Origin of the sequence: Bacillus sp. NPDC077027 (assembly GCF_050269555.1) — a bacterium.
Taxonomy (GTDB): domain Bacteria; phylum Bacillota; class Bacilli; order Bacillales; family Bacillaceae; genus Bacillus.
Map to the genome: position 1 here is coordinate 214,562 of NZ_JBNNIO010000003.1, position 20,894 is coordinate 235,455.

General features: G+C 39.2%; 21 protein-coding genes. 17 read left to right on the forward strand and 4 right to left on the reverse strand.

All coding sequences use genetic code 11. The features are described from left to right. Positions 1-205: 205 nt before the first annotated feature. The 3 genes from ACQKEZ_RS11500 to ACQKEZ_RS11510 all read left to right on the forward strand — a co-directional run bounded on the left by ACQKEZ_RS11500 (position 206) and on the right by ACQKEZ_RS11510 (position 3,864). The gene (locus ACQKEZ_RS11500) at positions 206-1,054 is read left to right on the forward strand and encodes a CvfB family protein (protein WP_427300899.1); all 849 of its coding nucleotides are present in this window, start codon (positions 206-208) and stop codon (positions 1,052-1,054) included. 183 nt (positions 1,055-1,237) lie between these two features. Continuing rightward, positions 1,238-2,218: a BMP family lipoprotein gene (locus ACQKEZ_RS11505; protein ID WP_427300900.1), complete on the forward strand. Its 981-nt coding sequence runs from the start codon at positions 1,238-1,240 to the stop codon at positions 2,216-2,218. Next, the gene (locus tag ACQKEZ_RS11510) at positions 2,215-3,864 is read left to right on the forward strand and encodes a methyl-accepting chemotaxis protein (RefSeq protein ID WP_427300901.1); all 1,650 of its coding nucleotides are present in this window, start codon (positions 2,215-2,217) and stop codon (positions 3,862-3,864) included. The genes ACQKEZ_RS11505 and ACQKEZ_RS11510 overlap by 4 nt, the downstream gene beginning before the upstream one ends. Positions 3,865-3,909: 45 nt before the next feature. Here ACQKEZ_RS11510 and ACQKEZ_RS11515 read toward each other — a convergent pair whose 3' ends face one another. Further along, positions 3,910-4,764: a DegV family protein gene (locus tag ACQKEZ_RS11515; protein ID WP_427300902.1), complete on the reverse strand. Its 855-nt coding sequence runs from the start codon at positions 4,762-4,764 to the stop codon at positions 3,910-3,912. Between the two features lie 142 nt (positions 4,765-4,906). Here ACQKEZ_RS11515 and ACQKEZ_RS11520 point away from each other — a divergent pair, with 142 nt between their 5' ends. Then, complete coding sequence (locus tag ACQKEZ_RS11520; RefSeq protein WP_427300904.1) at positions 4,907-5,749, forward strand: YitT family protein; 843 nt, start codon at positions 4,907-4,909, stop codon at positions 5,747-5,749. Between the two features lie 17 nt (positions 5,750-5,766). Continuing rightward, positions 5,767-6,222 (forward strand): BsuPI-related putative proteinase inhibitor, encoded by a 456-nt coding sequence (locus ACQKEZ_RS11525; protein ID WP_427301915.1) that lies wholly within the window; start codon positions 5,767-5,769, stop codon positions 6,220-6,222. Between the two features lie 163 nt (positions 6,223-6,385). Here the strand turns inward: ACQKEZ_RS11525 and ACQKEZ_RS11530 are convergent, their stop codons facing one another. From ACQKEZ_RS11530 to ACQKEZ_RS11540, 3 genes are all read right to left on the reverse strand, one after another. After that, a complete protein-coding gene (locus ACQKEZ_RS11530) occupies positions 6,386-6,574 on the reverse strand; it encodes a DUF3813 domain-containing protein (RefSeq protein WP_427300905.1) in 189 nt (62 codons plus the stop codon). Then, positions 6,571-6,720 carry a competence protein gene (locus tag ACQKEZ_RS11535; protein ID WP_427300906.1) on the reverse strand — a complete coding sequence of 50 codons (150 nt, stop codon included), beginning with the start codon at positions 6,718-6,720 and terminating at the stop codon, positions 6,571-6,573. Before ACQKEZ_RS11535 ends, ACQKEZ_RS11530 begins: the two co-directional genes overlap by 4 nt. A gap of 89 nt (positions 6,721-6,809) precedes the next feature. After that, on the reverse strand, positions 6,810-7,622 hold the full coding sequence (locus ACQKEZ_RS11540; RefSeq protein ID WP_427300908.1) for a Cof-type HAD-IIB family hydrolase: 813 nt from the start codon (positions 7,620-7,622) through the stop codon (positions 6,810-6,812). A 137-nt stretch (positions 7,623-7,759) separates the two neighbouring features. On the opposite strand from ACQKEZ_RS11540, the gene ACQKEZ_RS11545 reads away from it, so the two are divergent. The 12 genes from ACQKEZ_RS11545 (at position 7,760) to ACQKEZ_RS11600 (ending at position 20,800) form a co-directional block, all read left to right on the forward strand. Further along, a complete protein-coding gene (locus tag ACQKEZ_RS11545) occupies positions 7,760-8,545 on the forward strand; it encodes an alpha/beta fold hydrolase (protein ID WP_427300909.1) in 786 nt (261 codons plus the stop codon). 46 nt (positions 8,546-8,591) lie between these two features. After that, complete coding sequence (locus tag ACQKEZ_RS11550; RefSeq protein WP_427300910.1) at positions 8,592-8,900, forward strand: metal-sulfur cluster assembly factor; 309 nt, start codon at positions 8,592-8,594, stop codon at positions 8,898-8,900. Between the two features lie 129 nt (positions 8,901-9,029). Beyond that, on the forward strand, positions 9,030-10,475 hold the full coding sequence (locus ACQKEZ_RS11555) for an FAD-binding oxidoreductase (RefSeq protein WP_427300911.1): 1,446 nt from the start codon (positions 9,030-9,032) through the stop codon (positions 10,473-10,475). Continuing rightward, a complete protein-coding gene (locus tag ACQKEZ_RS11560; protein WP_427300912.1) occupies positions 10,472-11,020 on the forward strand; it encodes an MFS transporter in 549 nt (182 codons plus the stop codon). The genes ACQKEZ_RS11555 and ACQKEZ_RS11560 overlap by 4 nt, the downstream gene beginning before the upstream one ends. Before the next feature lie 137 nt (positions 11,021-11,157). Then, complete coding sequence (gene argC, locus ACQKEZ_RS11565) at positions 11,158-12,195, forward strand: N-acetyl-gamma-glutamyl-phosphate reductase (protein WP_427300913.1); 1,038 nt, start codon at positions 11,158-11,160, stop codon at positions 12,193-12,195. 20 nt (positions 12,196-12,215) lie between these two features. Continuing rightward, positions 12,216-13,436, forward strand: a complete 1,221-nt coding sequence (argJ, locus tag ACQKEZ_RS11570; protein ID WP_427300915.1) for a bifunctional ornithine acetyltransferase/N-acetylglutamate synthase — start codon at positions 12,216-12,218, stop codon at positions 13,434-13,436. Between the two features lie 14 nt (positions 13,437-13,450). After that, positions 13,451-14,227 carry an acetylglutamate kinase gene (argB, locus tag ACQKEZ_RS11575; protein WP_427300917.1) on the forward strand — a complete coding sequence of 259 codons (777 nt, stop codon included), beginning with the start codon at positions 13,451-13,453 and terminating at the stop codon, positions 14,225-14,227. After that, complete coding sequence (locus tag ACQKEZ_RS11580) at positions 14,224-15,378, forward strand: acetylornithine transaminase (RefSeq protein WP_427300918.1); 1,155 nt, start codon at positions 14,224-14,226, stop codon at positions 15,376-15,378. Before argB ends, ACQKEZ_RS11580 begins: the two co-directional genes overlap by 4 nt. Positions 15,379-15,446: 68 nt before the next feature. Next, positions 15,447-16,508: a carbamoyl phosphate synthase small subunit gene (locus tag ACQKEZ_RS11585; protein WP_427300919.1), complete on the forward strand. Its 1,062-nt coding sequence runs from the start codon at positions 15,447-15,449 to the stop codon at positions 16,506-16,508. Continuing rightward, positions 16,501-19,581, forward strand: a complete 3,081-nt coding sequence (locus ACQKEZ_RS11590) for a carbamoyl phosphate synthase large subunit (protein WP_427300920.1) — start codon at positions 16,501-16,503, stop codon at positions 19,579-19,581. The genes ACQKEZ_RS11585 and ACQKEZ_RS11590 overlap by 8 nt, the downstream gene beginning before the upstream one ends. Then, positions 19,578-20,525 carry an ornithine carbamoyltransferase gene (gene argF / locus ACQKEZ_RS11595; protein WP_427300922.1) on the forward strand — a complete coding sequence of 316 codons (948 nt, stop codon included), beginning with the start codon at positions 19,578-19,580 and terminating at the stop codon, positions 20,523-20,525. Before ACQKEZ_RS11590 ends, argF begins: the two co-directional genes overlap by 4 nt. A 95-nt stretch (positions 20,526-20,620) precedes the next feature. After that, on the forward strand, positions 20,621-20,800 hold the full coding sequence (locus ACQKEZ_RS11600) for a YjzC family protein (RefSeq protein WP_336493790.1): 180 nt from the start codon (positions 20,621-20,623) through the stop codon (positions 20,798-20,800). The last annotated feature ends 94 nt before the right edge of the window (positions 20,801-20,894 follow it).

Sequence of the window (20,894 nt, forward strand, 5' to 3'; positions counted from 1 at the left end):
TTAACATGCAATGGGTCTGGAAGAAACCTTATAACGTCATGTATGAGAAGGAAGTGGGAACCCTCTGCATAAATAGGTTGTTGTTTGTTCATTTTATTGAAGGAAACAGTGATGTTCATGTTTGACGAAGTATAGTAAAATAAAGTGTATCCAAAAGTTGAACGAACGCCCGTGGAAGTAAAGGGCAGATAGGAAGGAAGAGAACATGAGACCAGGTGAGCAGTTGACCTTACAAATAGATAAGCAGATGGAGTATGGTTATTTCTTAACAGATGGTGAAGAATCCGTTCTTTTGCATCATAGTGAGATTACGGAAGAGATTGAAGACAAAGATGAAGTAGAGGTTTACCTTTATGTAGACCATGAAGAACGACTTGCTGCAACCATGAAAAAGCCTGTGATTAACGCACATACATATGGCTGGGTTGAGGTCGTAGATTCGGTGCAAGATATGGGTGTGTTTGTTGATGTTGGATTGTCCAAGGATGCACTTGTTGCAACTGAACATCTCCCGCCTTATGAAGAGGTTTGGCCTCAAAAAGGAGATATTCTTTACTGTATGCTGAAAGTAACGAGTTATGGCAGAATGTTTGCAAAGCCAGCAACAGAAGATGTGATAAGCGAACTATTTACAGAAGCGCCGCAAACATTAATGAACAAGGAATTGACAGGAACCATTTACAGATTGATTGCAACAGGTTCATTTATGATCACGGATGCAGGCGTGAGAGCATTTATTCATCATACGGAACGAAAAGAAGAACCACGACTAGGTTCAACTGTGACAGGACGTGTGATTGCAGTTAAAGAAGATGGTACCGTCAATCTATCTCTATTACCTAGAAAACAAGATGCACTGTCAGTAGATGCAGAACAAATTTTGACATATCTGAAAAACCGTAATGGTGCAATGCCATATGGTGATAAAAGTGATCCAGACGATATTAAAGAAAGATTTCAAATGAGCAAAGCCGCCTTTAAACGTGCACTTGGTCATTTGTTGAAAAATGATAAAGTTTACCAAGAAGAAGGTTGGACATATGAGAAAAAGTGAGCTGAGCTCACTTTTTTTAGTTTCAAAATACCTATTAAAAGAATTGTTTGAAAATTAATGGGATTTTTAAGATGAAAAAGTCATGAAAAAGCTGAAAATACTTCCTTTTGTCATTGAAACTCAGTCTATCAAAACCGATAAAAAAGGAGTGAGTGATAGTAATGATAAAAGGAGTGTTTTTGGATGAAAGTGAAGATCTCATTTCTTCTGATGGCAGCAATGCTTATTGTACTTGCCTCATGTAGTAATGAACAGGCAGGGCCGCCCAAATCAACTGTCAAACGGATTGGTGTCATGTTGACAGATGATGGACTTGGCGATCAATCGTTTAATGATTCTTCATTTAAAGGATTACAGAGAGCGCGTGATGGTCTTGGCATTGAATTTGATTATAGAGAAATTGCTGAAACAGAAACCTATGAAAAAGGGCTTACTGAACTTGTGAAAGATGGCAATGATCTCATTATCGGACTTGGTTTTAGTGTACAAGAGGATTTGGAAAAAGTAGCTAAAAAATATCCAAAAAAGCAATTTTTGCTTATAGATGCAACATCTGAGTTAAACAACGTCACATCTGTCACCTTTAAAGAAGAGCAGGGAAGCTATTTAGCTGGCGCACTTGCGGCCATGACAACAAAAAGTGATGTCCTTGGTTTTATTGGAGGAATGGATGCTGAAGTCATCCATCGCTTTGAAAAAGGATTTAAAGAAGGAGCGAAATCCGTCAATCCGAATATCAAGGTCTTAACGAAAAATGCGGGCACATTTAGCGATGCAGCACGTGGAAGTAGCATTGCCAAAGATATGATGAAAAAGAAAGCAGACGTATTATATGCTGCGGCTGGTTACACAGGCGTGGGTGTATTAAAGCAGGCACAAACAGAAGGGAAATACGCAATTGGTGTTGATAGTGATCAATACTATACAGCGGAAAAAGCGGTTATTTCATCAATGGTCAAAAAAGTAGATGAAGTCGTTTATCAATTTAGTGAACAGCTAGTAAAAAACAACAAAATTAAAAGCGATCAAGTGGTGTATGATCTATCGAACAACGGGCTTGATCTGTCAAGGATTCGAATTTTAAAGAATTCAGAAAAACTGACGGAAAAGCTTGAAAAGATGAAACAAATGCTAATAAAAGAAGAGGAGGCTGCTGCATCATGAGCCTAAAGGTCAAAATTCTTCTGAACTCAATTGTCTCACTTCTTTTAGCAGTCGGTGTGATTGCCTATATCATTATCAGTATGACAAAAGTCCAGTCTTCAAGCGAAACAGAAGTTCAGACATTACTAAGTGTCCAGACAACAAAGGCAAGTTTAGAATCCATTGAGCAATCAATGACCAACTATTCCGTGACACTTGCAGATGAGCAGCTTGAAACTGTGCAAAGCAAGATGGCTACTGCAAAAAAGGAATTGCAAACGTTAAACAAAAACGCGGGAAAAATGAACAAAGAAGCCCTTGCTAGACTGAATTCAAAGTATGAAACATGGACAAAAGAAGCAAATAGTGCCATTGCAGAGAAAAATGCGTCAGATACAAGACGTGTGGCTGCCCGAATTGTTGGGATATTAAATGATGTACATACAATGAATTTAAGGGCAAAAGAAGCATATGAGCGCAATCAAGAGGATGCTGCGAATAGCCTGAACTGGATTATCACAAGCGCTGTTGTAGCCGCTCTCACACTTATCATTATTTCGGTCATTTTAAATATCGGTCTAACCAAATCAATTGTGACACCGATTAAAACCTTATCAAATCGAGCAAAACAAATTGCAGAAGGAAACCTTGCTGTTGAGCGTATGAGCTATAAAGGAAGTGATGAAATTGGTGGGTTAAATGACTCATTTAACCAAATGACAGACCAACTCATTAATCTCATTCAAGAAATTAGTCAAGTATCTGGTCGGGTGGAAGGGTTCTCTAAAGAACTGGATGATGAGAATAAAAAATTGATGGAATCGGCGAATCAAGTTTCTGTGTCAACGGATGAAATGGCAAATGGATCACAAGCGATTTCAGAAGATCTTCAACAAGGCGTTAGCCTCATTGAGAAAATGGATCAACATGGACAAAGAAATTCTGAGCGTTCAAAAACGGTCATTGGTAACACAGAGCAAACAATAGAAGCTGTTAATCGTGGAAAGCACACGTTAACAGAAACAAAAGAAGCCATTGAAAAAAATACAAGAGCCACTAGACAGATTGAACAATCAGCAGGTGAATTTGCGCAGTATGCCAATCAAATTACCACGATGGCAAAAACCGTATCTGACATTGCAGATCAAACAAACCTCCTATCATTAAATGCAGCAATTGAAGCAGCAAGAGCAGGGGAAGCAGGCAAAGGATTTGCTGTCGTAGCAGACGAAATTCGCAAACTTGCAGATGAGTCATCACGTGCCACTAGACAAATTTTTGATATGGTCGCACATATTGAAAAGGGCATTCAGTCCATTAGCCAAACAGTACAAGAAGGTGTAAAGCTGTCCATATATCAACAAGAAGCAATGGACAACACATCCAACTCCTTTGAAGATATCGAAGAGAAAGCAAAGTATATTAAAGATGAAATGGCACTGCTTAATGAGCAAATTGTGCAATCTACGGCACTTGGTGGCCAGGTATTACACAGCATTGAAAACATTAGTGCAGTTGTTGAGGAAACGGCAGCTGGCAGCCAGGAAATTTCCGCATCAGCCAACGAACAGCTGACATCGTTCAATCACATGAGCGATCAGGTGGAAGAGTTAATGAACATGACAGCAAGATTAAATGAAACGGTCAATCGTTTTAAACTCACATAAAAAAACTCCTTTCCCGCTTGCTAGGCTGGGGAAGGAGTTTTTTGATTAAGATTTGCCGAGAAAAAAGATCGCAAGCGTACCTGGGCCTGAATGAGAGCCAACAGCAGCCCCAATCATATTGATGATGACTTCTTGAGGGTGGAATTCATCCTCGATCAGCTGTTTCATCTCTTCAGCAAACGCAAGGTCATCACCATGGCTTATACCGACGATTTGATTTTCCCAATCGGTTCCGCGTTCTTTCATTAGCTCAATAATACGTTTAAGCAATTTTTTGCGACCACGTATTTTTTCAAGGGGGATGAGTTTTCCGTCTTCTACATGTAAAATAGGCTTAATACTTAAAAGTCCTCCGACAAAAGCAGAGGCTTTACTGATTCTTCCGCCTCTTGCCAAGTACGTTAAATCGTCTACAGTAAAAATATGCTCTAAAGATTCACAAAAATGCTTTACAGACGTTTCGATTTCTTGTATTGTATTCCCGTTAATGGCAAGTGTCTGTGCGTGTTTTACTGCCAGTCCACAGCCGAGTGAAGCACATTTGGAGTCGATCACTCTTAAATCGAAATCTGGATACTCCTCTTTTACTTCATTTGCCATCATCATAGCTGTTTGGCAAGTCCCGGATAGCTCTGAAGAAAAGGCAACATAGATGGCAGAATCATGTTTTTTAGCAACAGAAACAAAAGCTTCCTTGATTCGATTTGGTGAAGCCTGAGAGGTCTTAGGGATTTCTCCTTGTCTCATCGCATCAAATACTTGCTTTGGGTTAATTGTGATTAAGTCTTCATGTTCCTTATCGCCAAGCAAAACGCGAAGCGGGATGAGTGTAATGTTTTCATGATCAAAATATGATTGAGGCAGATCAGCAGCACTGTCTGCTAAAATGTGAACAGTCATAAGTATCCCTTCTTTCTGCAAGTAAATCAGCAAATTTTTACATCTTTTTAGGTCAACTATATCACAGAAATCATCTTTTCGTGTTCAAATTCTAAATTTTAGGGAAAACCATAGAGAGAACGGTAAGTGGAGGAATGACATCATGTTCATTGGAGAAGCAAAAAAAATAATCGTCGTCATCTTAGGTGCGTTGCTGAATGCCATCGGTCTAAATTTATTTTTAATACCAGCAGATGTATACGCAAGTGGATTTACTGGCGTTGCTCAGCTATTATCCAGTTTAATCGATCAGTACGCCCCATTTTATTTATCAACAGGGACACTCCTGTTTATTTTAAACATTCCGGTTGGTATTTTAGGCTGGATGAAAGTCGGACGCTCGTTTACGCTGTACAGTATTATCAGTGTGGCACTAACAACGATTTTCCTCGGTATTTTGCCTGAGATGAGATTGTCAGAGGATATATTACTGAATGCAGTCTTCGGTGGTGTCATTTCTGCACTTGGAATTGGGATGACATTGAAATACGGTGCATCCACAGGTGGACTTGATATTATCGCCATGATTTTGGCAAAATGGAAGGATAAGCCTGTAGGTACATATTTCTTTATCTTAAATGGGATCATCATCTTTACGGCAGGATTATTACAAGGTTGGGAGAAGGCATTATATACCCTCGTTACGTTATATGTCACAACAAGGGTAATTGATGCCATCCATACAAGGCATGAAAAATTAACTGCTATGATTGTCACGAAAAAAGCTGACGAGATCAAAGAAGCCATTTATGGAAGAATGGTCAGAGGAATTACCACCGTTCCTGCCAAAGGGGCATTCACGAATGAAAATAAAGAAATGATGGTGATTGTCATTACAAGGTATGAGCTGTATGATCTTGAACAAATAATAAACGAAGTGGACCCGAAAGCCTTCACGAATATTGTCCAAACAACCAATATCCTTGGATTTTTCAGACGAGATTAAAAAGGTGGGAATGAATGATGAAGAAACTTTTGGTACTTCTTTTAGTTCCTTTGATTTTAGCAGCTTGTGGAACAAAAAAAGACGATATACCTGACAAGGAGGTATCCCTTGGCATGGGAGAAAAAACTGTACAATTAACAATTAAACCAGTCCAAAAAGACCGTTCCGTCCAATTTGATATGTCTCTTAAAAATGATTCTGATCGTGATATCGAATTTACTTTTAATACGAGTCAGAAGTTTGAGTTAAGCGTATACGATGAAAATGGTACTGAAAAATACCGATACTCAAAAGATCGTATGTTTACACAAGCGATACAATCCTTTGTATTAAAAGCCGGGGAAGCTTATGATTTTCAAGACACTTGGTCCAATGATGTAAGACCCGGGACGTACGAAGTTGTTGTCACATTTAAAGGAAAAGCGGAAGGGTTAAAACAGATTACAGAGAAAAAAACCTTTCAAATAAAATAAGTAGTCGTGTGGCTTGCAGATATTTTCTGCGGGCTTTTTTATTTGTATTTATCTTTCGCAACTCATTTTTAGGCATTTATACAAGAAGGTGTTCACTCGAAGAGAAGATGGATCAGAGAGGATATTAAAAAAGCTGTCCTACAAACAGACAGCTTTTGCTGGATTAAAATTGATCAAGCTGATTTTGGAATGTGCGAAGCTGTTTTCTTTCTGCATCTGTTGAATTTGCAAATGCAGATGAAACCGCATTTTTCGCTTTATCCACAGCTTTTTGATGCTCTAATCCATTTAGTGATGAAGTAAGTGCCTCTTCTGTAAAAGATTTGGCTTGATCAAAAAGTTCGTTTCTCACAATGAACCTCCAGAAGCATCGGTCTTCATGTTTTCTCTTTCCGATGCTTCTTCAAGAGTTGAACGATAAGGAAAACGTTCATCATGAAGACTGACTGAATCTTTCCCCTGCTGTATAAAGCGTTTCGATTTGCTTCTCTTACCCATTCGGATCCGCCCCTTCCAAACAAGCTGACAGGTCACCCTGTCTAACGGTAGTATACCCGTCCTGCTCGTCTATGTATGAGTGGAAAAAATTAAAGTGCAAAATAACGAGTTAAAAAGCGTGCAATTCCATCTTCTTCGTTCGTGCCTGTGATTTCGTTTGATACTTGTTTCACAGCGTCAATACCATTTCCCATTGCTACACCACAGCCTGCAAATTTTAGCATTTCAAGATCATTGTCCTCGTCTCCAAAAGCAATGATTCGCTCTGAAGGAACACCGTAATAATCACTAATTTTTTGTAATCCGACTGCCTTGTTCATACCAGTTTTAATGATTTCAATCACATGCCAAGGAGCAGCCCATCTTCTATGATCAATGACTTCTGCATGAACATCAGATAAATAAGAGCGAATCTCATCGACACTTTCTTCTTTTGCATGGATCAAAACACTGGTGACATTTTCTCCAAGCTTGTCTCTAAGATCTCCGACTGTAACTTTATTCGCGTTCAAATTGAAGACATCAATCAGTTTTTCATCATGATAATGGAAGTATAAATCATCTAGTACCTCTGCTAGTACATTGTGCACGTCATATTGTTCGCTTATGTCGACAAGCTGTTTGACAACTTGAAGATCAAGCGATGTATGAAATCTGCCCCATTTTTCATCAAGAGGATGATGAACAAAAGCGCCATTAAAGTTCACAATGGGTGAATCGAGCCGCATTTGTTGATAATAAGGAGAGCTGGATCGATAAGGACGACCAGTAGAAATACAAACATGATGTCCTGCGTCTCTCACTTTTTGAATGACGTCTAGTGTGTGCGTGGAAATGGTTTTATCATCTTTCAATAATGTGCCATCCAGGTCAAGTGCGATTAAATAAGGTTTCGTCTCCATAAAATCTCCTTTGATCTGTAAGTGATATGAGGCTTGATTGTTAAACGCCTCTACACATAGTGTATCTTTATCACATCTTCATTGTCTACATGTTAAAATAAACAAAGAGGGGAATGATAAAGGAGGATTTATAGTCTGTGATCACCATTGAAGAGCAAATTGAACACGATATTCCATTTTTACATATCGTAAAAAATGAACATAAAGAGGAACCGCTACCGCTCGTATTTTTTATTCATGGCTTTACAAGTGCACGCGAACATAATCTGCATTTTGCATTCCATCTAGCCGAAAAAGGGATGCGAGTCATCCTACCTGACTGTGCTTATCATGGTGTAAGGGCTAAGAATATAAGCCTAGAGACACTAGCATCTAAATTTTGGGAAATTGTCATAAATGAAATTCGCGAGTTAGACATTCTAAAATCGCATTTTCAAGAACAGCAATTGATTGAAGGAGACAACATTGGTCTAGCTGGTACATCAATGGGAGGTATTACAACCTTTGGTGCCTTAGCTCAATATGATTGGATTAAAGCAGCTGTCAGCTTAATGGGCAGTCCAAAATATACGACATTTTTAGAAGCACAAATGGTGGAATTGCGTAAAAAAGGATTGATGAAGGACATCACAGACGAGGTGATGGACAAGCAGTTAGACGCATTAAGACCGTATGATTTAACACTCCGAACAGATCGCTTGAACAATAGACCACTTCTGTTTTGGCATGCGGAGAATGATCCGGTGGTTCCGTATCGTCATGCGAAAGAATTTTTTGATGAGATTGCGGCAACACATTACTGTGATGAACCCAGCTTAGTCAAGTTTATTACCGATCAAAAGGCAGGACATAAAGTGACAAGACAAGCAATGTTTGAAACGATTGATTGGTTTGTTACACATCTGAAAAGCACAAACGTTTAGTACAGAGAGAAAGTACGTTATACTAGTTAAAAAAGGAGTGTCTATCATGGATGAAGCAATGAAAGAAAATATTTATGGCGCGTTGGAACAGGTGATTGACCCTGAATTGAATGTAGATATCGTCAATCTTGGACTTGTCTATGATGTCGATCTTGATGAGAATGGAAAAGCTGATATTACGATGACATTAACATCAATGGGTTGTCCGCTTGCACCGGTTATCGTTGATGAAGTCAAAAAGGCATTAAGTGATCTGCCTGACGTAAAAGAGACAGAGGTTCACATCGTTTGGAATCCACCGTGGACTCGTGATAAAATGTCAAGATATGCAAAAATCGCACTAGGTATTCAATAAAATATTAAAAAAGAGCCTGTATTGAAGTGAAGTGTACTTCTCTATAGGCTTTTTTTTAATGCAAAGTTAAAGGAAACTGAGTCTGTTGATTGGTATAATGGATCAAACAAAGAGGATAGGAGTCGTGTGATGAAACAGAAATGGTTAATTTTTGGTTTGTTGATCATACTTTATACCGTGTTTCTTATTCTCTCACTTGATTTTGGTCAAAAAAACAAACCGATAGAGAAAGACTTGGCTCAATTTACAGATGTAAGTAAACTCATGCCAGTAAAAATAAAAAAGGTTGTCCAAGGGAAAAAAATTGATACGCTGAAGTCTGTTTTAAAAGAAGCAGAGGAGAAGCAAATGCCTGTTTCAATAGCAGGGATGCAGCATAGCATGGGTGGACATACATATTACGAGAATGGCATTGTCCTCGATATGACGCAGTATCGACGCATTTTGTCATTTGATGAAAAAAAGAAGATCATTCGGGTAGAGAGTGGTGCCACATGGGATGATGTGCAGAAATATGTCAATCCTCATGGTCTTGCTGTCAAGGTCATGCAATCCCAAAATATATTTACAATTGGCGGATCATTGAGTGCAAATGCTCATGGACGTGACATCCGCTACGGTTCTTTAATTGATACTGTTCGTTCCTTTCGGTTATTGAAAGCGAATGGTGAGGTCGTAACTGTGAAGCCAAATGACGATTTATTCTCTGCTGTTATTGGTGGATACGGGCTATTTGGTGTCATATTAGATGTCGAACTTAGTTTAACAAATGATGAGCTATATCAAATGGAAACAAAAGAACTAGACTATCAAGAATACGCTACTTATTTTAACAATCACGTGAAATATAACGATCAAGTTCGGATGCACCTAGCACGTATTTCAACAGCGAAAAGTCATTTTTTAAGGGACATGTATGTCACGAATTATCTTGTCTCAGCAGATGAACGTATTAATGAATACAATCAATTGAAGAAAGATGAAATGGCTGGGCCAATGAAATTTATGCTAGGGTTATCAAGACGTTTTGAAGTAGGAAAAGAAATGCTTTGGAGTCTTCAAAAACAATATTTCAACAGCCAAAATCAAGAACTCATTACAAGAAACAATGTGATGCGCTCTGAATCAGCCTTTTTAGAATACAAAAGTGAGTCAGATACAGATGTGCTACAAGAATACTTTGTTCCTGTTAAGAAATTTAATGATTACATTGATGATCTGAGAAATCTTCTTGAAAAAGAAAACCTGAATTTAATGAACATTACGATCCGTTATGTTCAAAAAAATGAGAAGGCAGATCTTTCATACGCCAAGGATGATATGTTTGCCCTCGTTCTTTTAATCAACTTCGGTTTTCAAAAAGAGGAACAAGTAAAAGCGGAGAAAATCATTCGACAAATGACAGATGTGACGCTTGAACATGATGGGAGTTATTATCTGCCTTATATGCCGTATCAAACAAAAGGGCAAATGAGAAGAGCATATCCAAAAACAGATTTGTTTTTGGAGAAGAAGAGACAAGCTGATCCTGCTGAGCGTTTTGTGAACTATTTTTATGAGAGGTACAAGCAATGAACACTTCAAAACTCAATTGGTTCGTTTACTCACAAAGTATGTTGTTTTTTGCAAGCAGTCTAATTTTCCCATTCTATATTCTATTTATTAAAAATGTAGGGTCAAACTATTCTGAGTTCGGTCTTGCATATGGGCTGTTTGGTTTGAGCGGTGCTTTTATTCATATCATCTTAGGCAAATTACCTGAAAAAACGGATAGGCGAAGTTTTTTAATGATTCATTCAATTGGAATGGCCTTTCTTTTATTGTTATTTCCACATATCACGCAGGTGGAGCAGGTATATGTGATTCAACTAGTGCTTGGTATACTTGGTGGTTTTCAGAAACATGGTGAGAAGTTATTGATTACAGACCTCACAAATGAAAAAATGCGTGGAAAAGAAGTGGGGCGCTATCATTTTTGGACAGCTCTATTCTCTTCAATAGCCATTATGCTTGGTGGATTTTTTGCTGATTTCTTTACAGTTCATTTGATTTTTTATGCAAGTTCATTTTTGTATTTATGCAGTGGACTCATCGTATTAAAATTATCAAATATGCACTAGAGTCGTATGTTTATTCATAAAATACGGCTTTTTTTATGAAAAAAACCACAAATTAATATTAATTATACAATTGAATTAATTTTTATACATGTTATAATGTTAAATAATTTCACAAAGATCAAGAGGGTGTATTGACGTTGAAAATAGGTATTCTAGGTGCTACAGGGTACGGAGGTGCGGAGTTAGTTCGTATATTAAATCATCATCCGCATGTAGAAGAATGTATATTGTATTCATCGAGTGGTAATGGTCAATCCTACAGTCACTCTTATCCACACCTAACAAACATCGCAGATCAAAAATTAAAAGCCATTGATCCTGCTGCAATTGTAGAAGAGACGGACGCTATTTTTCTAGCTACGCCAGCAGGAGTATCAAGTGAATTAACACCAAAGCTGATGAATCAAGGGGTACCCGTTATTGATTTATCTGGGGACTTACGTATTCAAGACACAGCAGTATACGAACAGTGGTATAAACGAAGTGCTGCTACGAAAGACACCGTTCAAGGTGCGGTCTACGGATTATCAGAGTTAAATGAGGAAGAGATTAAAAAGGCAGAACTCATTGCAAATCCAGGCTGTTTTCCTACAGCTGTGCTACTTGGCCTAGCGCCATTTTTCAAACAAGATCTCATCGACGAATCAATGATTATTGTTGATGCGAAAACGGGCGTTTCTGGTGCGGGAAGATCGGCATCATTGGGCACTCATTATTCAGAACTAAACGATAATTTTAAAATTTATAAAGTAAATGAGCACCAGCATACACCTGAAATAGAGCAAATATTACGTCAGTGGAATCCAAATACTGCAAATATTACGTTTTCCACACATCAGGCTCCAATGACAAGGGGAATTATGGCAACCATCTATACGAATCTCAAAACAGATCTATCACCTGAGATGTTAAGCCAAAAGGTTAAAGCTTTTTATGAAGATTCTTATTTTGTCAGAGTAAGAGAAGCTGGCGTTTTCCCACAAACAAAAGAGGTCTATGGCAGCAATTTCTGCGATATTGGCTTCCATGTAGACGAACGAACAGGCAGACTGACCATCGTTTCAGTCATTGATAACTTAATGAAAGGTGCAGCCGGTCAAGCGGTTCAAAACTTTAATATATTGAAAGGTTTAAAAGAAGAGGCGGGACTTACGATGACACCTCTTTATCCATAAGAACAGGGGAGAAAATAAACATGATTGAATTGGGTCAAAAAAGCATTGTCAAAATAGATGGTGATATTTCATCACCAAAAGGCTTTGAAGCGAAAGGTATCCATATCGGGCTGCGCTATGCGAAAAAAGATTTAGGACTCATCATAAGTGAGGTACCAGCAGTAAGTGCGGCAGTCTATACCCAAAGCCACTTCCAAGCTGCACCGCTTAAAGTCACACAAGAAAGCCTGAAGAAGTCAGGACTGTTAAAAGGTGTGATTGTCAACAGCGCAATTGCCAATGCTTGTACGGGGGAACAAGGGCTAAAAGATGCCTATGACACACAAGTAGCGTGTGCTGACATGCTCGGTATAGCCCCAGAATATATTGCAGTATCGTCCACAGGTGTGATTGGAGAATGCCTGGATATGGACAAAATGAAAAAAGGAATTGAACAGCTGAAAGAAGCCAAAGCAGAGAACGGTCACTTTGAAGAAGCCATCCTTACAACAGATACAGTCATTAAAAATACAACATACACCTTTACGATAAATGATAAAGAAGTCATCATCTCTGGAGCAGCAAAAGGCTCCGGAATGATTCACCCAAACATGGCAACGATGCTTGGTTTTGTGACAACAGATGCGAAAGTCGAACAAGAGTCTTTGCAACAGGCACTTCGGGAAATCACAGATATTACGTTTAATCAAATTACAGTTGACGGCGAAACATCAACGAACGATATGGTACTTGTCATGGCAAATGGAATGGCAGAAAACAATGTCCTCAATGAGAACCATCCAGAATGGCCATTGTTTAAAAAAGGATTACAGCTTGCCTGTGAAGATTTAGCAAAAGATATTGCTAGAGATGGAGAGGGTGCTACGAAACTCATAGAAGCGAAAGTATCGGGTGCCAAAAACAATCTTGAAGCAGGAGTTATTGCGAAAAAAATTGTTGGTTCAAGTCTTGTGAAAACTGCTGTTTACGGTACGGATGCCAACTGGGGACGGATTATTGGTGCAATTGGTCATAGTGCTGCGTCGGTTACACCAGAAGGAGTCGAAGTTATTCTTGGAGGACAATGTCTCTTCAAAAACAATGAACCTCAGCCGTTTTCAGAGGAAAAAGCGAAAGAATACTTAGAGCAGGATGAAATCACGATCTCTATTCAAATGAATGAAGGTGAAGGGAAAGGGACAGCATGGGGTTGTGATTTAACCTATGATTATGTCAAAATTAACGCGAGCTATCGCACATAATGAAGGGGATTTAAATGAATAAAACCATTGTGTTCAAATGTGGAGGTAGTGTCATCAGAGAGCTTTCAGATACGTTTTTCGAAAATGTACGCACACTTCAAGACGCAGGCTTTAAACTCGCTATTGTGCATGGCGGAGGTCCAGAAATCACAAATATGCTTCAAAAGCTAAAAGTAGAAACTGAGTTTGTGAATGGACAGCGAAAAACAACCCAACCTGTTTTAGAAGTGGCTGAAATGGTCTTGTCTGGTACGGTGAATAAATTTTTCGTATCTGAATTAGCGAAGCATGATATTCGTTCGGTAGGTGTATCAGGAAAAGATGGGGAGCTACTAGTCGCTGATTTTCTTAATCAAGATGTATATGGATTTGTAGGAGAAATCAAGCAAGTGAACCCAGAAATGGCAGAAGCCTTAATGGAAAAACAATTCATACCTGTTATTGCCCCACTTTCAATGACAAAGGAATGTCAAACATTAAACGTCAATGCAGATTTGGCCGCATCAGCTGTTGCAGGTGCAATGAAGGCTGAGAAATTAATGTTTGTAACAGATGTAGAAGGCATCTTAAAAGATGGAGAACTTCTTGATGTCGTAACGGAAGAAGAGGCGCTTTCTTTGATTGATCAAGGCATTATTTCCGGGGGAATGATTCCAAAAGTACAATCAGCTTTAACCGCATTATCAGGTGATGTTGATGAAGTCATGATCGTGAATGGAAAGGGTACTATTTTTACAGGAGAATCCTTTAAAGGAACGCGGATTGTAAAGCAGAAGGAGGCAATAATATGAGTCATCTTTTTCAAACATACGGTCGTTGGAATGTGGAAATCAAAGAAGCAAAAGGCACATGGGCGACAGATGCAAATGGTAAAAAATACTTAGACTTTATTCAAGGAATTGCCGTCACGAACCTTGGTCATAATCATCCACAGGTGAATCAAGCCATTAAGACTCAACTAGATCAAGTCTGGCATGTGTCTAACTTATTTGAAAATAGCCTGCAAGAAAAAGCAGCAGAGACATTAGCTTCACACAGTTCAGGAGATCTCGTGTTCTTCTGCAATAGTGGTGCAGAGGCAAATGAAGGGGCTATTAAACTAGCACGTAAAGCTACGGGTAAAACGAATATCATCACATTTTTACACTCTTTTCATGGCCGTACTTATGCTGGTATGGCGGCAACTGGTCAAGACAAAATTAAAACAGGATTTGGTCCAATGCTAGAAGGTTTTCACTATTTGCCTTTTAATGACGCAGAAGCCATTTCTTCATGTGAAGTAAACGATGTAGCAGCCGTTATGCTTGAAGTTGTTCAAGGTGAAGGCGGTGTGAATCCTGCAACAGATAACTTCCTAAAAGCTGTTGAACAGTTTTGTAAGCAGCACAATGCATTACTCATAGTCGATGAAATTCAAACGGGGATTGGGCGCACAGGAAAAGCATTTGCTTACGAGCATGCAGAATTAGATCCTGATATTATTTCCGTAGCAAAGGCACTCGGAAGTGGTTTTCCAGTCGGTGCAGTCATCGGGAAAAAATCGTTGTCAGAAGCTTTCTCACCGGGTTCACATGGAACAACTTTTGGTGGAAATATGCTGGCAATGGCAGCAGCAAATGCCACACTTGATCTCATTTTTCAGGATGACTTTTTAGCTGAAGTACAAGAAAAAGGCGATTATTTACTGCAAAAGTTACAAGAAATGAAACAGCTCCCTATCGTGAAGGAAGTTCGTGGCAAAGGGTTAATGGCTGGAATTGAATGTGATCAGCCAGTAGCAGCGTTCATTACACTACTAAGAGAAAATGGCTTACTTGTCCTGCCAGCTGGACCTCATGTCATCCGATTATTACCGCCATTAAATGTTGAAAAACAGGAGATCGATCAAGCAGTCGAAAAAATTCATCATGTCTTATCGAACGAAACGATCGTCACACATTAATTTTCTTACAATAAAACGTATAAAAATACAATTTTATTATTAATTATTCAATCAGAGGTGACACAAGCATGAAAGGTTATTTGAATTTAGAAGATGGAGCCTCTTTTGAAGGAGATCTAACGGGAGAAGCTGGTATAACTGGAGAGGTTGTATTTTTCACGGGAATGACAGGGTACCAAGAGGTCCTCACAGATCCTTCTTACAAAGGGCAGATCATTGTATTCACATACCCGCTTATCGGGAATTACGGAATCAACCGTGAGGACTTTGAAAGTAAGAAACCACAAGTCAAAGCTGTTGTGGTATATGAAGCAACTGAACATTATTCACATCACCAAGCAACTGTCAGCTTGAAGGATTATTTAGAAAAATGGGAAATTCCACTTCTTTCCCATACGGATACGCGTGCCATTGTGCAGAAAATTAGGGCAAGCGGGACAATGAATGCGATCTTAAGCGCAAAAGAAAACGAGCCTCCCTCTACAATCGAGAAAGTAAACGTCATTGAACAAGTTGTAGGGGATATGATTGATATACACGGTGACGGTAAAGAACATGTGGCATTAATTGATTTCGGATATAAAAAATCAATCGCTGATTCGTTAGTCGCAAGAGGTTGTAAGGTAACGGTTATTCCTTTTAAGCAAATGAAAGAAGTGTTCGAGCTACATCCAGATGCCGTGCTGTTATCGAACGGACCTGGTGACCCCAAAGCGATGAAACCTTATCTTGATACAATCCATGAAATCATGACGAGCTTTCCGACACTTGGCATTTGTCTTGGCCATCAATTAATTGCACTTGCACTTGGCGGTGATACGTATAAACTACCTTTTGGTCATCGAGGCGCAAACCACCCTGTTCAAGATACTGATTCAAAACGAGTATTTATGACAAGTCAAAACCATAGCTACGTCGTAAATGAGCAAAGTATCAACTATGATGAAGTTGATGTGAAATTCTTACATGTAAATGATGGTTCTGTCGAAGGACTCATGCATAAAGAGAAATTAATCATGTCTGTTCAATTTCATCCTGAAGCACACCCTGGACCTGCTGAAAGTGAATGGGTATTTGACGATTTTATTGAGAAAGTGAAACAAGCAAGGAGAGAAGTAGCACATGCCTAAAGATCAAAGCATCCAAACCATTCTTGTCATCGGCTCTGGTCCAATCATCATAGGTCAGGCAGCGGAATTTGATTATTCAGGAACACAAGGCTGTATGGCATTAAAGGAAGAAGGATATAAAGTCATACTTGTGAATAACAACCCTGCCACCATTATGACAGACGAGTCATTTGCTGATGAAATCTACTTTGAACCGCTATCAGTAGATTCCATTGCAAACATCATTGAAAAAGAAAAGCCAGATGGACTGCTTGCCAATCTAGGAGGACAGACTGCACTGAATCTTGCGGTAGAGCTAGAAAAAGCTGGGGTATTAAAAAAGCATGGAGTCAAATTGCTCGGCACTTCTGTTGAGACGATTGAAAATGGTGAGGATCGAGAAAAATTTCGTACTTTAATGAATCATTTAAACGAACCAGTCCCAGAAAGTGAAATTGTTGATAATGCCAAAGATGCGCTTGATTTTGCAAGAATAGTCGGCTTTCCAGTCATTATACGACCTGCCTATACACTAGGTGGAAAGGGAGGCGGCATTGCCTCAACAGAGGAAGAATTTAAGCCATTAATTGAAGGCGCACTTTTAGCAAGCCCAATCCATCAATGTTTGATTGAAAGAAGCATTGCCGGATTTAAAGAAATTGAATATGAGGTCATGCGTGATCGTCAAAATACATGTATTACCGTGTGTAATATGGAAAATATTGATCCGGTTGGTGTTCACACAGGTGATTCGATTGTCGTTGCTCCGTCACAAACCTTAACAGATCAGGATTACCAAATGTTGCGTTCAGCAAGCTTAAAGATCATCTCTGCACTTGACGTAGTTGGGGGATGTAACATTCAGTTTGCACTTGACCCATTAAGCAAAGAATACTTCGTCATTGAGGTGAATCCGCGAGTGAGCCGATCATCAGCCTTAGCATCTAAAGCAACAGGCTACCCAATTGCGAAAATGGCAGCGAAGCTAGCGGTTGGTTACACATTAGATGAATTGAAAAATCCGCTCACAGGTACGACATATGCAAGCTTCGAACCTGCTCTTGATTATGTTGTGGTCAAGTTTCCACGCTGGCCGTTTGATAAATTTAAGCTAGCAGATCGTAAACTAGGCACAAAAATGAAAGCAACAGGCGAAGTGATGGCCATCGACCGTAACCTTGAGGCGGCTATTCACAAGGCTGTTGCATCTCTTGAAATCAAAATAAATGGCACACATTTACCAGAGTTCGGTGATGCCTCAACGAATGATTTATATCAGCTGATTCAAAATCCTGATGATCGACGCTTCTTCGCAGTCATGGAGCTTTTATCTAGAAACGAAACGATTGCAGACCTTCATAGAGCAACAAAGATTGACCCGTTCTTCCTGCATTTATTCGCTCATATGATTTCGCTTGAAAATGAACTGTTGGCTCATGAAGGCACACTCTCTAAAGAACTACTGCAAAAAGTGAAGGAAAAAGGGTTTCTTGATGAAACAATCGCATTTCTTACAGGAAATAGTGAGAAAGCCATCAGACAGCTCCGCAAGCAATATGGTTTGAAAGCCTCGTTTAAAATTGTGGACACATGTGCGGCTGAATTCGATGCAAAAACGAATTACTTTTATTCTACTTATTTCGGAAAGAGCGACGGCGATCATGCGCAAAAAACAAAGCAGCGTGCACTCATCATTGGATCTGGTCCTATCAGAATTGGGCAAGGTGTAGAGTTTGATTATAGTGCTGTACATGGTGTACTTACACTACAAAAACTCGGCTTTGAGACAATTATGATGAATAACAACCCAGAAACGGTCAGCACAGATTATGAAATTGCTGATCGCTTATATTTTGAACCAATTACGCTTGAACATATTCTAAATGTTGTTGAGGCTGAACACATTGACTTTGTAATTGTTCAATTTGGAGGGCAGACAGCCATTAATGTCGCAGAAGGTCTTGAAAAAGCAGGGATACCACTTCTTGGTACTTCGTTTGAAACGCTAGATGCACTGGAGGATCGCGATCTTTTCTATCAACTTCTTGATGAGCTTAAGATTTCTCATGCTAAAGGGGAAATCGCACATTCAAAAGAAGAGGCGATCGGGCATGCGACAAAGATTGGATATCCGGTGTTGATCCGTCCGTCATACGTGATTGGTGGAATGGGCATGATGATTGTCCAATCCGAAGAGCAATTGACTGACCTGCTTGATCAGCCAGATCATCTACCTTATCCCATTTTAATTGACGAATACGTGACTGGGAAAGAAGTAGAAGTAGATTTAATAGCAGACGGAGAAAAAGTCTTCATTCCAACCATTATTGAACATATTGAAAAAGCAGGTGTTCACTCAGGTGATAGCTTTGCAATTTTACCTAGTGTGACCGTCAGTGAAAAGGTGAAGCAACAGGTGTACTTAGCGGCTGAACAGATTGCGAAGAAATTACAATTTAAAGGCATTATGAACATTCAATTTGTGATTAAAAATGATGAAGCGCTAGTGTTAGAGGTAAATCCAAGAGCAAGTCGGACAGTGCCGGTCGTGAGCAAGGTCATGGGTATTGACATGATTCCAATGGCAACGAAACTACTTGCGGGTGCAACGATAGATGAGCTGAAACCTTCGACCAAAAACAAAGGTGGAACAGCCGTTAAATTCCCTGTGTTTTCTTCACATGCAATTCAGGATATTGATTTAAAACTAACACCTGAAATGAAGGCGACCGGTGAGGGAATGTGTGTAGGCAAGAATGTAGAAAGTGCCTTGAAAAAGGTGTTCTCATCGATTTGGAAAAGGGACGGAAGTCTATTTATTCAGGGAAGCGAGCAATTAATTGACGAGGCAAAACAAGCAGGTTTTGAAGTATGGTCTGGAAGCTTTGATAGCTGGTTAAAAGAAGAAAATAAAGCCCTTCATATTCACCTTGGACATGATGAAATTGCCAAAGAACAACGATTTAAGGCCTTAACTCATGGTGTTCAAGTATTAACAGAATATGAAACTGTTCAGGCATTCCTGAAAGGAAAAGAGGGAGATATTGGGCCAGTATCTCTAAGTGAATTATATAAAAAGGAAGTGACAGCATGAGCCAAGTGGACGTGCAAACAACATTATACGGAAAAGACTTTTTGTCTTTAAAAGATTTCACAAAAGAAGACATTGCTTATTTAATTGAAAAAGCAGAAGAAATGAAGAAAAACCCATACCAAGATCTATTCAAAGGAAGAACACTTGCGATGATCTTTGAAAAATCATCAACGAGAACGCGGGTTTCGTTTGAAGCGGGGATGACACAGCTAGGCGGTCACGCACTGTTTTTAAGCTCAAATGATTTACAAATTGGTAGAGGTGAATCGATCAGTGATACAGCGCAAGTATTATCTGGATATGTAGATGGCATCATGATTCGTACTTTTGAACACGAAAAGGTAGAAGAGCTAGCAAAATATGCATCCATTCCAGTCATTAATGGTTTAACCGATTACTCACATCCATGTCAGGCTCTTGCTGATTTGTTAACGATTAAAGAAACAAAGGGAACATTGAAAGGCATCAAAATCGCTTATATCGGAGATGGAAACAATGTGGCCCACTCCTTAATGGTAGGCGCGGCACAGCTTGGCTGTGAGATTGCTGTTGCATCTCCAAAAGGCTACGAACCACTTCAAGAAGTGGTTGACACAGCAAACAAATTTGCAAAAGAGTCTGGTTCAACTGTACTTGTGACAACAGATCCAGTCGCGGCAGTAAAAGATGCGGATGTCATTTACTCAGATGTTTTTACAAGCATGGGCCAAGAAACTGAAACAGAAAAACGACTTGCAGAATTCAAAGGATATCAAGTAAATGCAGAGCTTGTCAGCCATGCAGCCGATGATTATATTTTTCTTCATTGTTTACCCGCTCATCGGGAGGAAGAAGTGACAACTGACATTATTGATGGTCCACACTCAAAAGTTTTTCAGCAGGCAGAAAATCGTCTGCATGTTCAAAAAGCACTACTGAAAGAATTGCTTTATGTAAAAAAATAATCAACTGTAAGTCCCTACTTTCTTTGAGTAGGGACTTTTTGCATGTGCGAGTGGAGGTGGGACATAATAACATCATTCGAGAAAGGAGGGATAAAATGGGTCAACAGCATCAATTCAAATCAGGGAATAAAGCACCTAATAACGGTGTTTACGTTGAAATTGGTGAAACAGGTAGCATGGTAAAAGATCCTTTGAAAATCAAGTTGAAAGCGGGCGATGTCTTTCCTGATAATTCAAACCATAATCGCGTTTGGACGTATCAAAGAAAGCCTTAATCAATTGACTACAGGTACGATGAATAAGTCTTTAGAGGCATGTATCGTGCCTCTTTTTTCTTTATAATAAAATACAATTAAGTTTTAATTTTCT

Coding starts and splice junctions, on each gene's coding strand:
- ACQKEZ_RS11535 (WP_427300906.1), bottom strand. CDS start 6,720: ATGGGTAAGAGAAGCAAATCGAAACGCTTTATACAGCAGGGGAAAGAT.
- ACQKEZ_RS11580 (WP_427300918.1), top strand. CDS start 14,224: ATGAGTCATCTTTTTCAAACATACGGTCGTTGGAATGTGGAAATCAAA.
- ACQKEZ_RS11590 (WP_427300920.1), top strand. CDS start 16,501: ATGCCTAAAGATCAAAGCATCCAAACCATTCTTGTCATCGGCTCTGGT.
- ACQKEZ_RS11520 (WP_427300904.1), top strand. CDS start 4,907: ATGTTCATTGGAGAAGCAAAAAAAATAATCGTCGTCATCTTAGGTGCG.
- ACQKEZ_RS11585 (WP_427300919.1), top strand. CDS start 15,447: ATGAAAGGTTATTTGAATTTAGAAGATGGAGCCTCTTTTGAAGGAGAT.
- ACQKEZ_RS11515 (WP_427300902.1), bottom strand. CDS start 4,764: ATGACTGTTCACATTTTAGCAGACAGTGCTGCTGATCTGCCTCAATCA.
- argB (WP_427300917.1), top strand. CDS start 13,451: ATGAATAAAACCATTGTGTTCAAATGTGGAGGTAGTGTCATCAGAGAG.
- ACQKEZ_RS11525 (WP_427301915.1), top strand. CDS start 5,767: ATGAAGAAACTTTTGGTACTTCTTTTAGTTCCTTTGATTTTAGCAGCT.
- argJ (WP_427300915.1), top strand. CDS start 12,216: ATGATTGAATTGGGTCAAAAAAGCATTGTCAAAATAGATGGTGATATT.
- ACQKEZ_RS11500 (WP_427300899.1), top strand. CDS start 206: ATGAGACCAGGTGAGCAGTTGACCTTACAAATAGATAAGCAGATGGAG.
- ACQKEZ_RS11540 (WP_427300908.1), bottom strand. CDS start 7,622: ATGGAGACGAAACCTTATTTAATCGCACTTGACCTGGATGGCACATTA.
- ACQKEZ_RS11560 (WP_427300912.1), top strand. CDS start 10,472: ATGAACACTTCAAAACTCAATTGGTTCGTTTACTCACAAAGTATGTTG.
- ACQKEZ_RS11505 (WP_427300900.1), top strand. CDS start 1,238: ATGAAAGTGAAGATCTCATTTCTTCTGATGGCAGCAATGCTTATTGTA.
- ACQKEZ_RS11550 (WP_427300910.1), top strand. CDS start 8,592: ATGGATGAAGCAATGAAAGAAAATATTTATGGCGCGTTGGAACAGGTG.
- argF (WP_427300922.1), top strand. CDS start 19,578: ATGAGCCAAGTGGACGTGCAAACAACATTATACGGAAAAGACTTTTTG.
- ACQKEZ_RS11510 (WP_427300901.1), top strand. CDS start 2,215: ATGAGCCTAAAGGTCAAAATTCTTCTGAACTCAATTGTCTCACTTCTT.
- ACQKEZ_RS11555 (WP_427300911.1), top strand. CDS start 9,030: ATGAAACAGAAATGGTTAATTTTTGGTTTGTTGATCATACTTTATACC.
- ACQKEZ_RS11600 (WP_336493790.1), top strand. CDS start 20,621: ATGGGTCAACAGCATCAATTCAAATCAGGGAATAAAGCACCTAATAAC.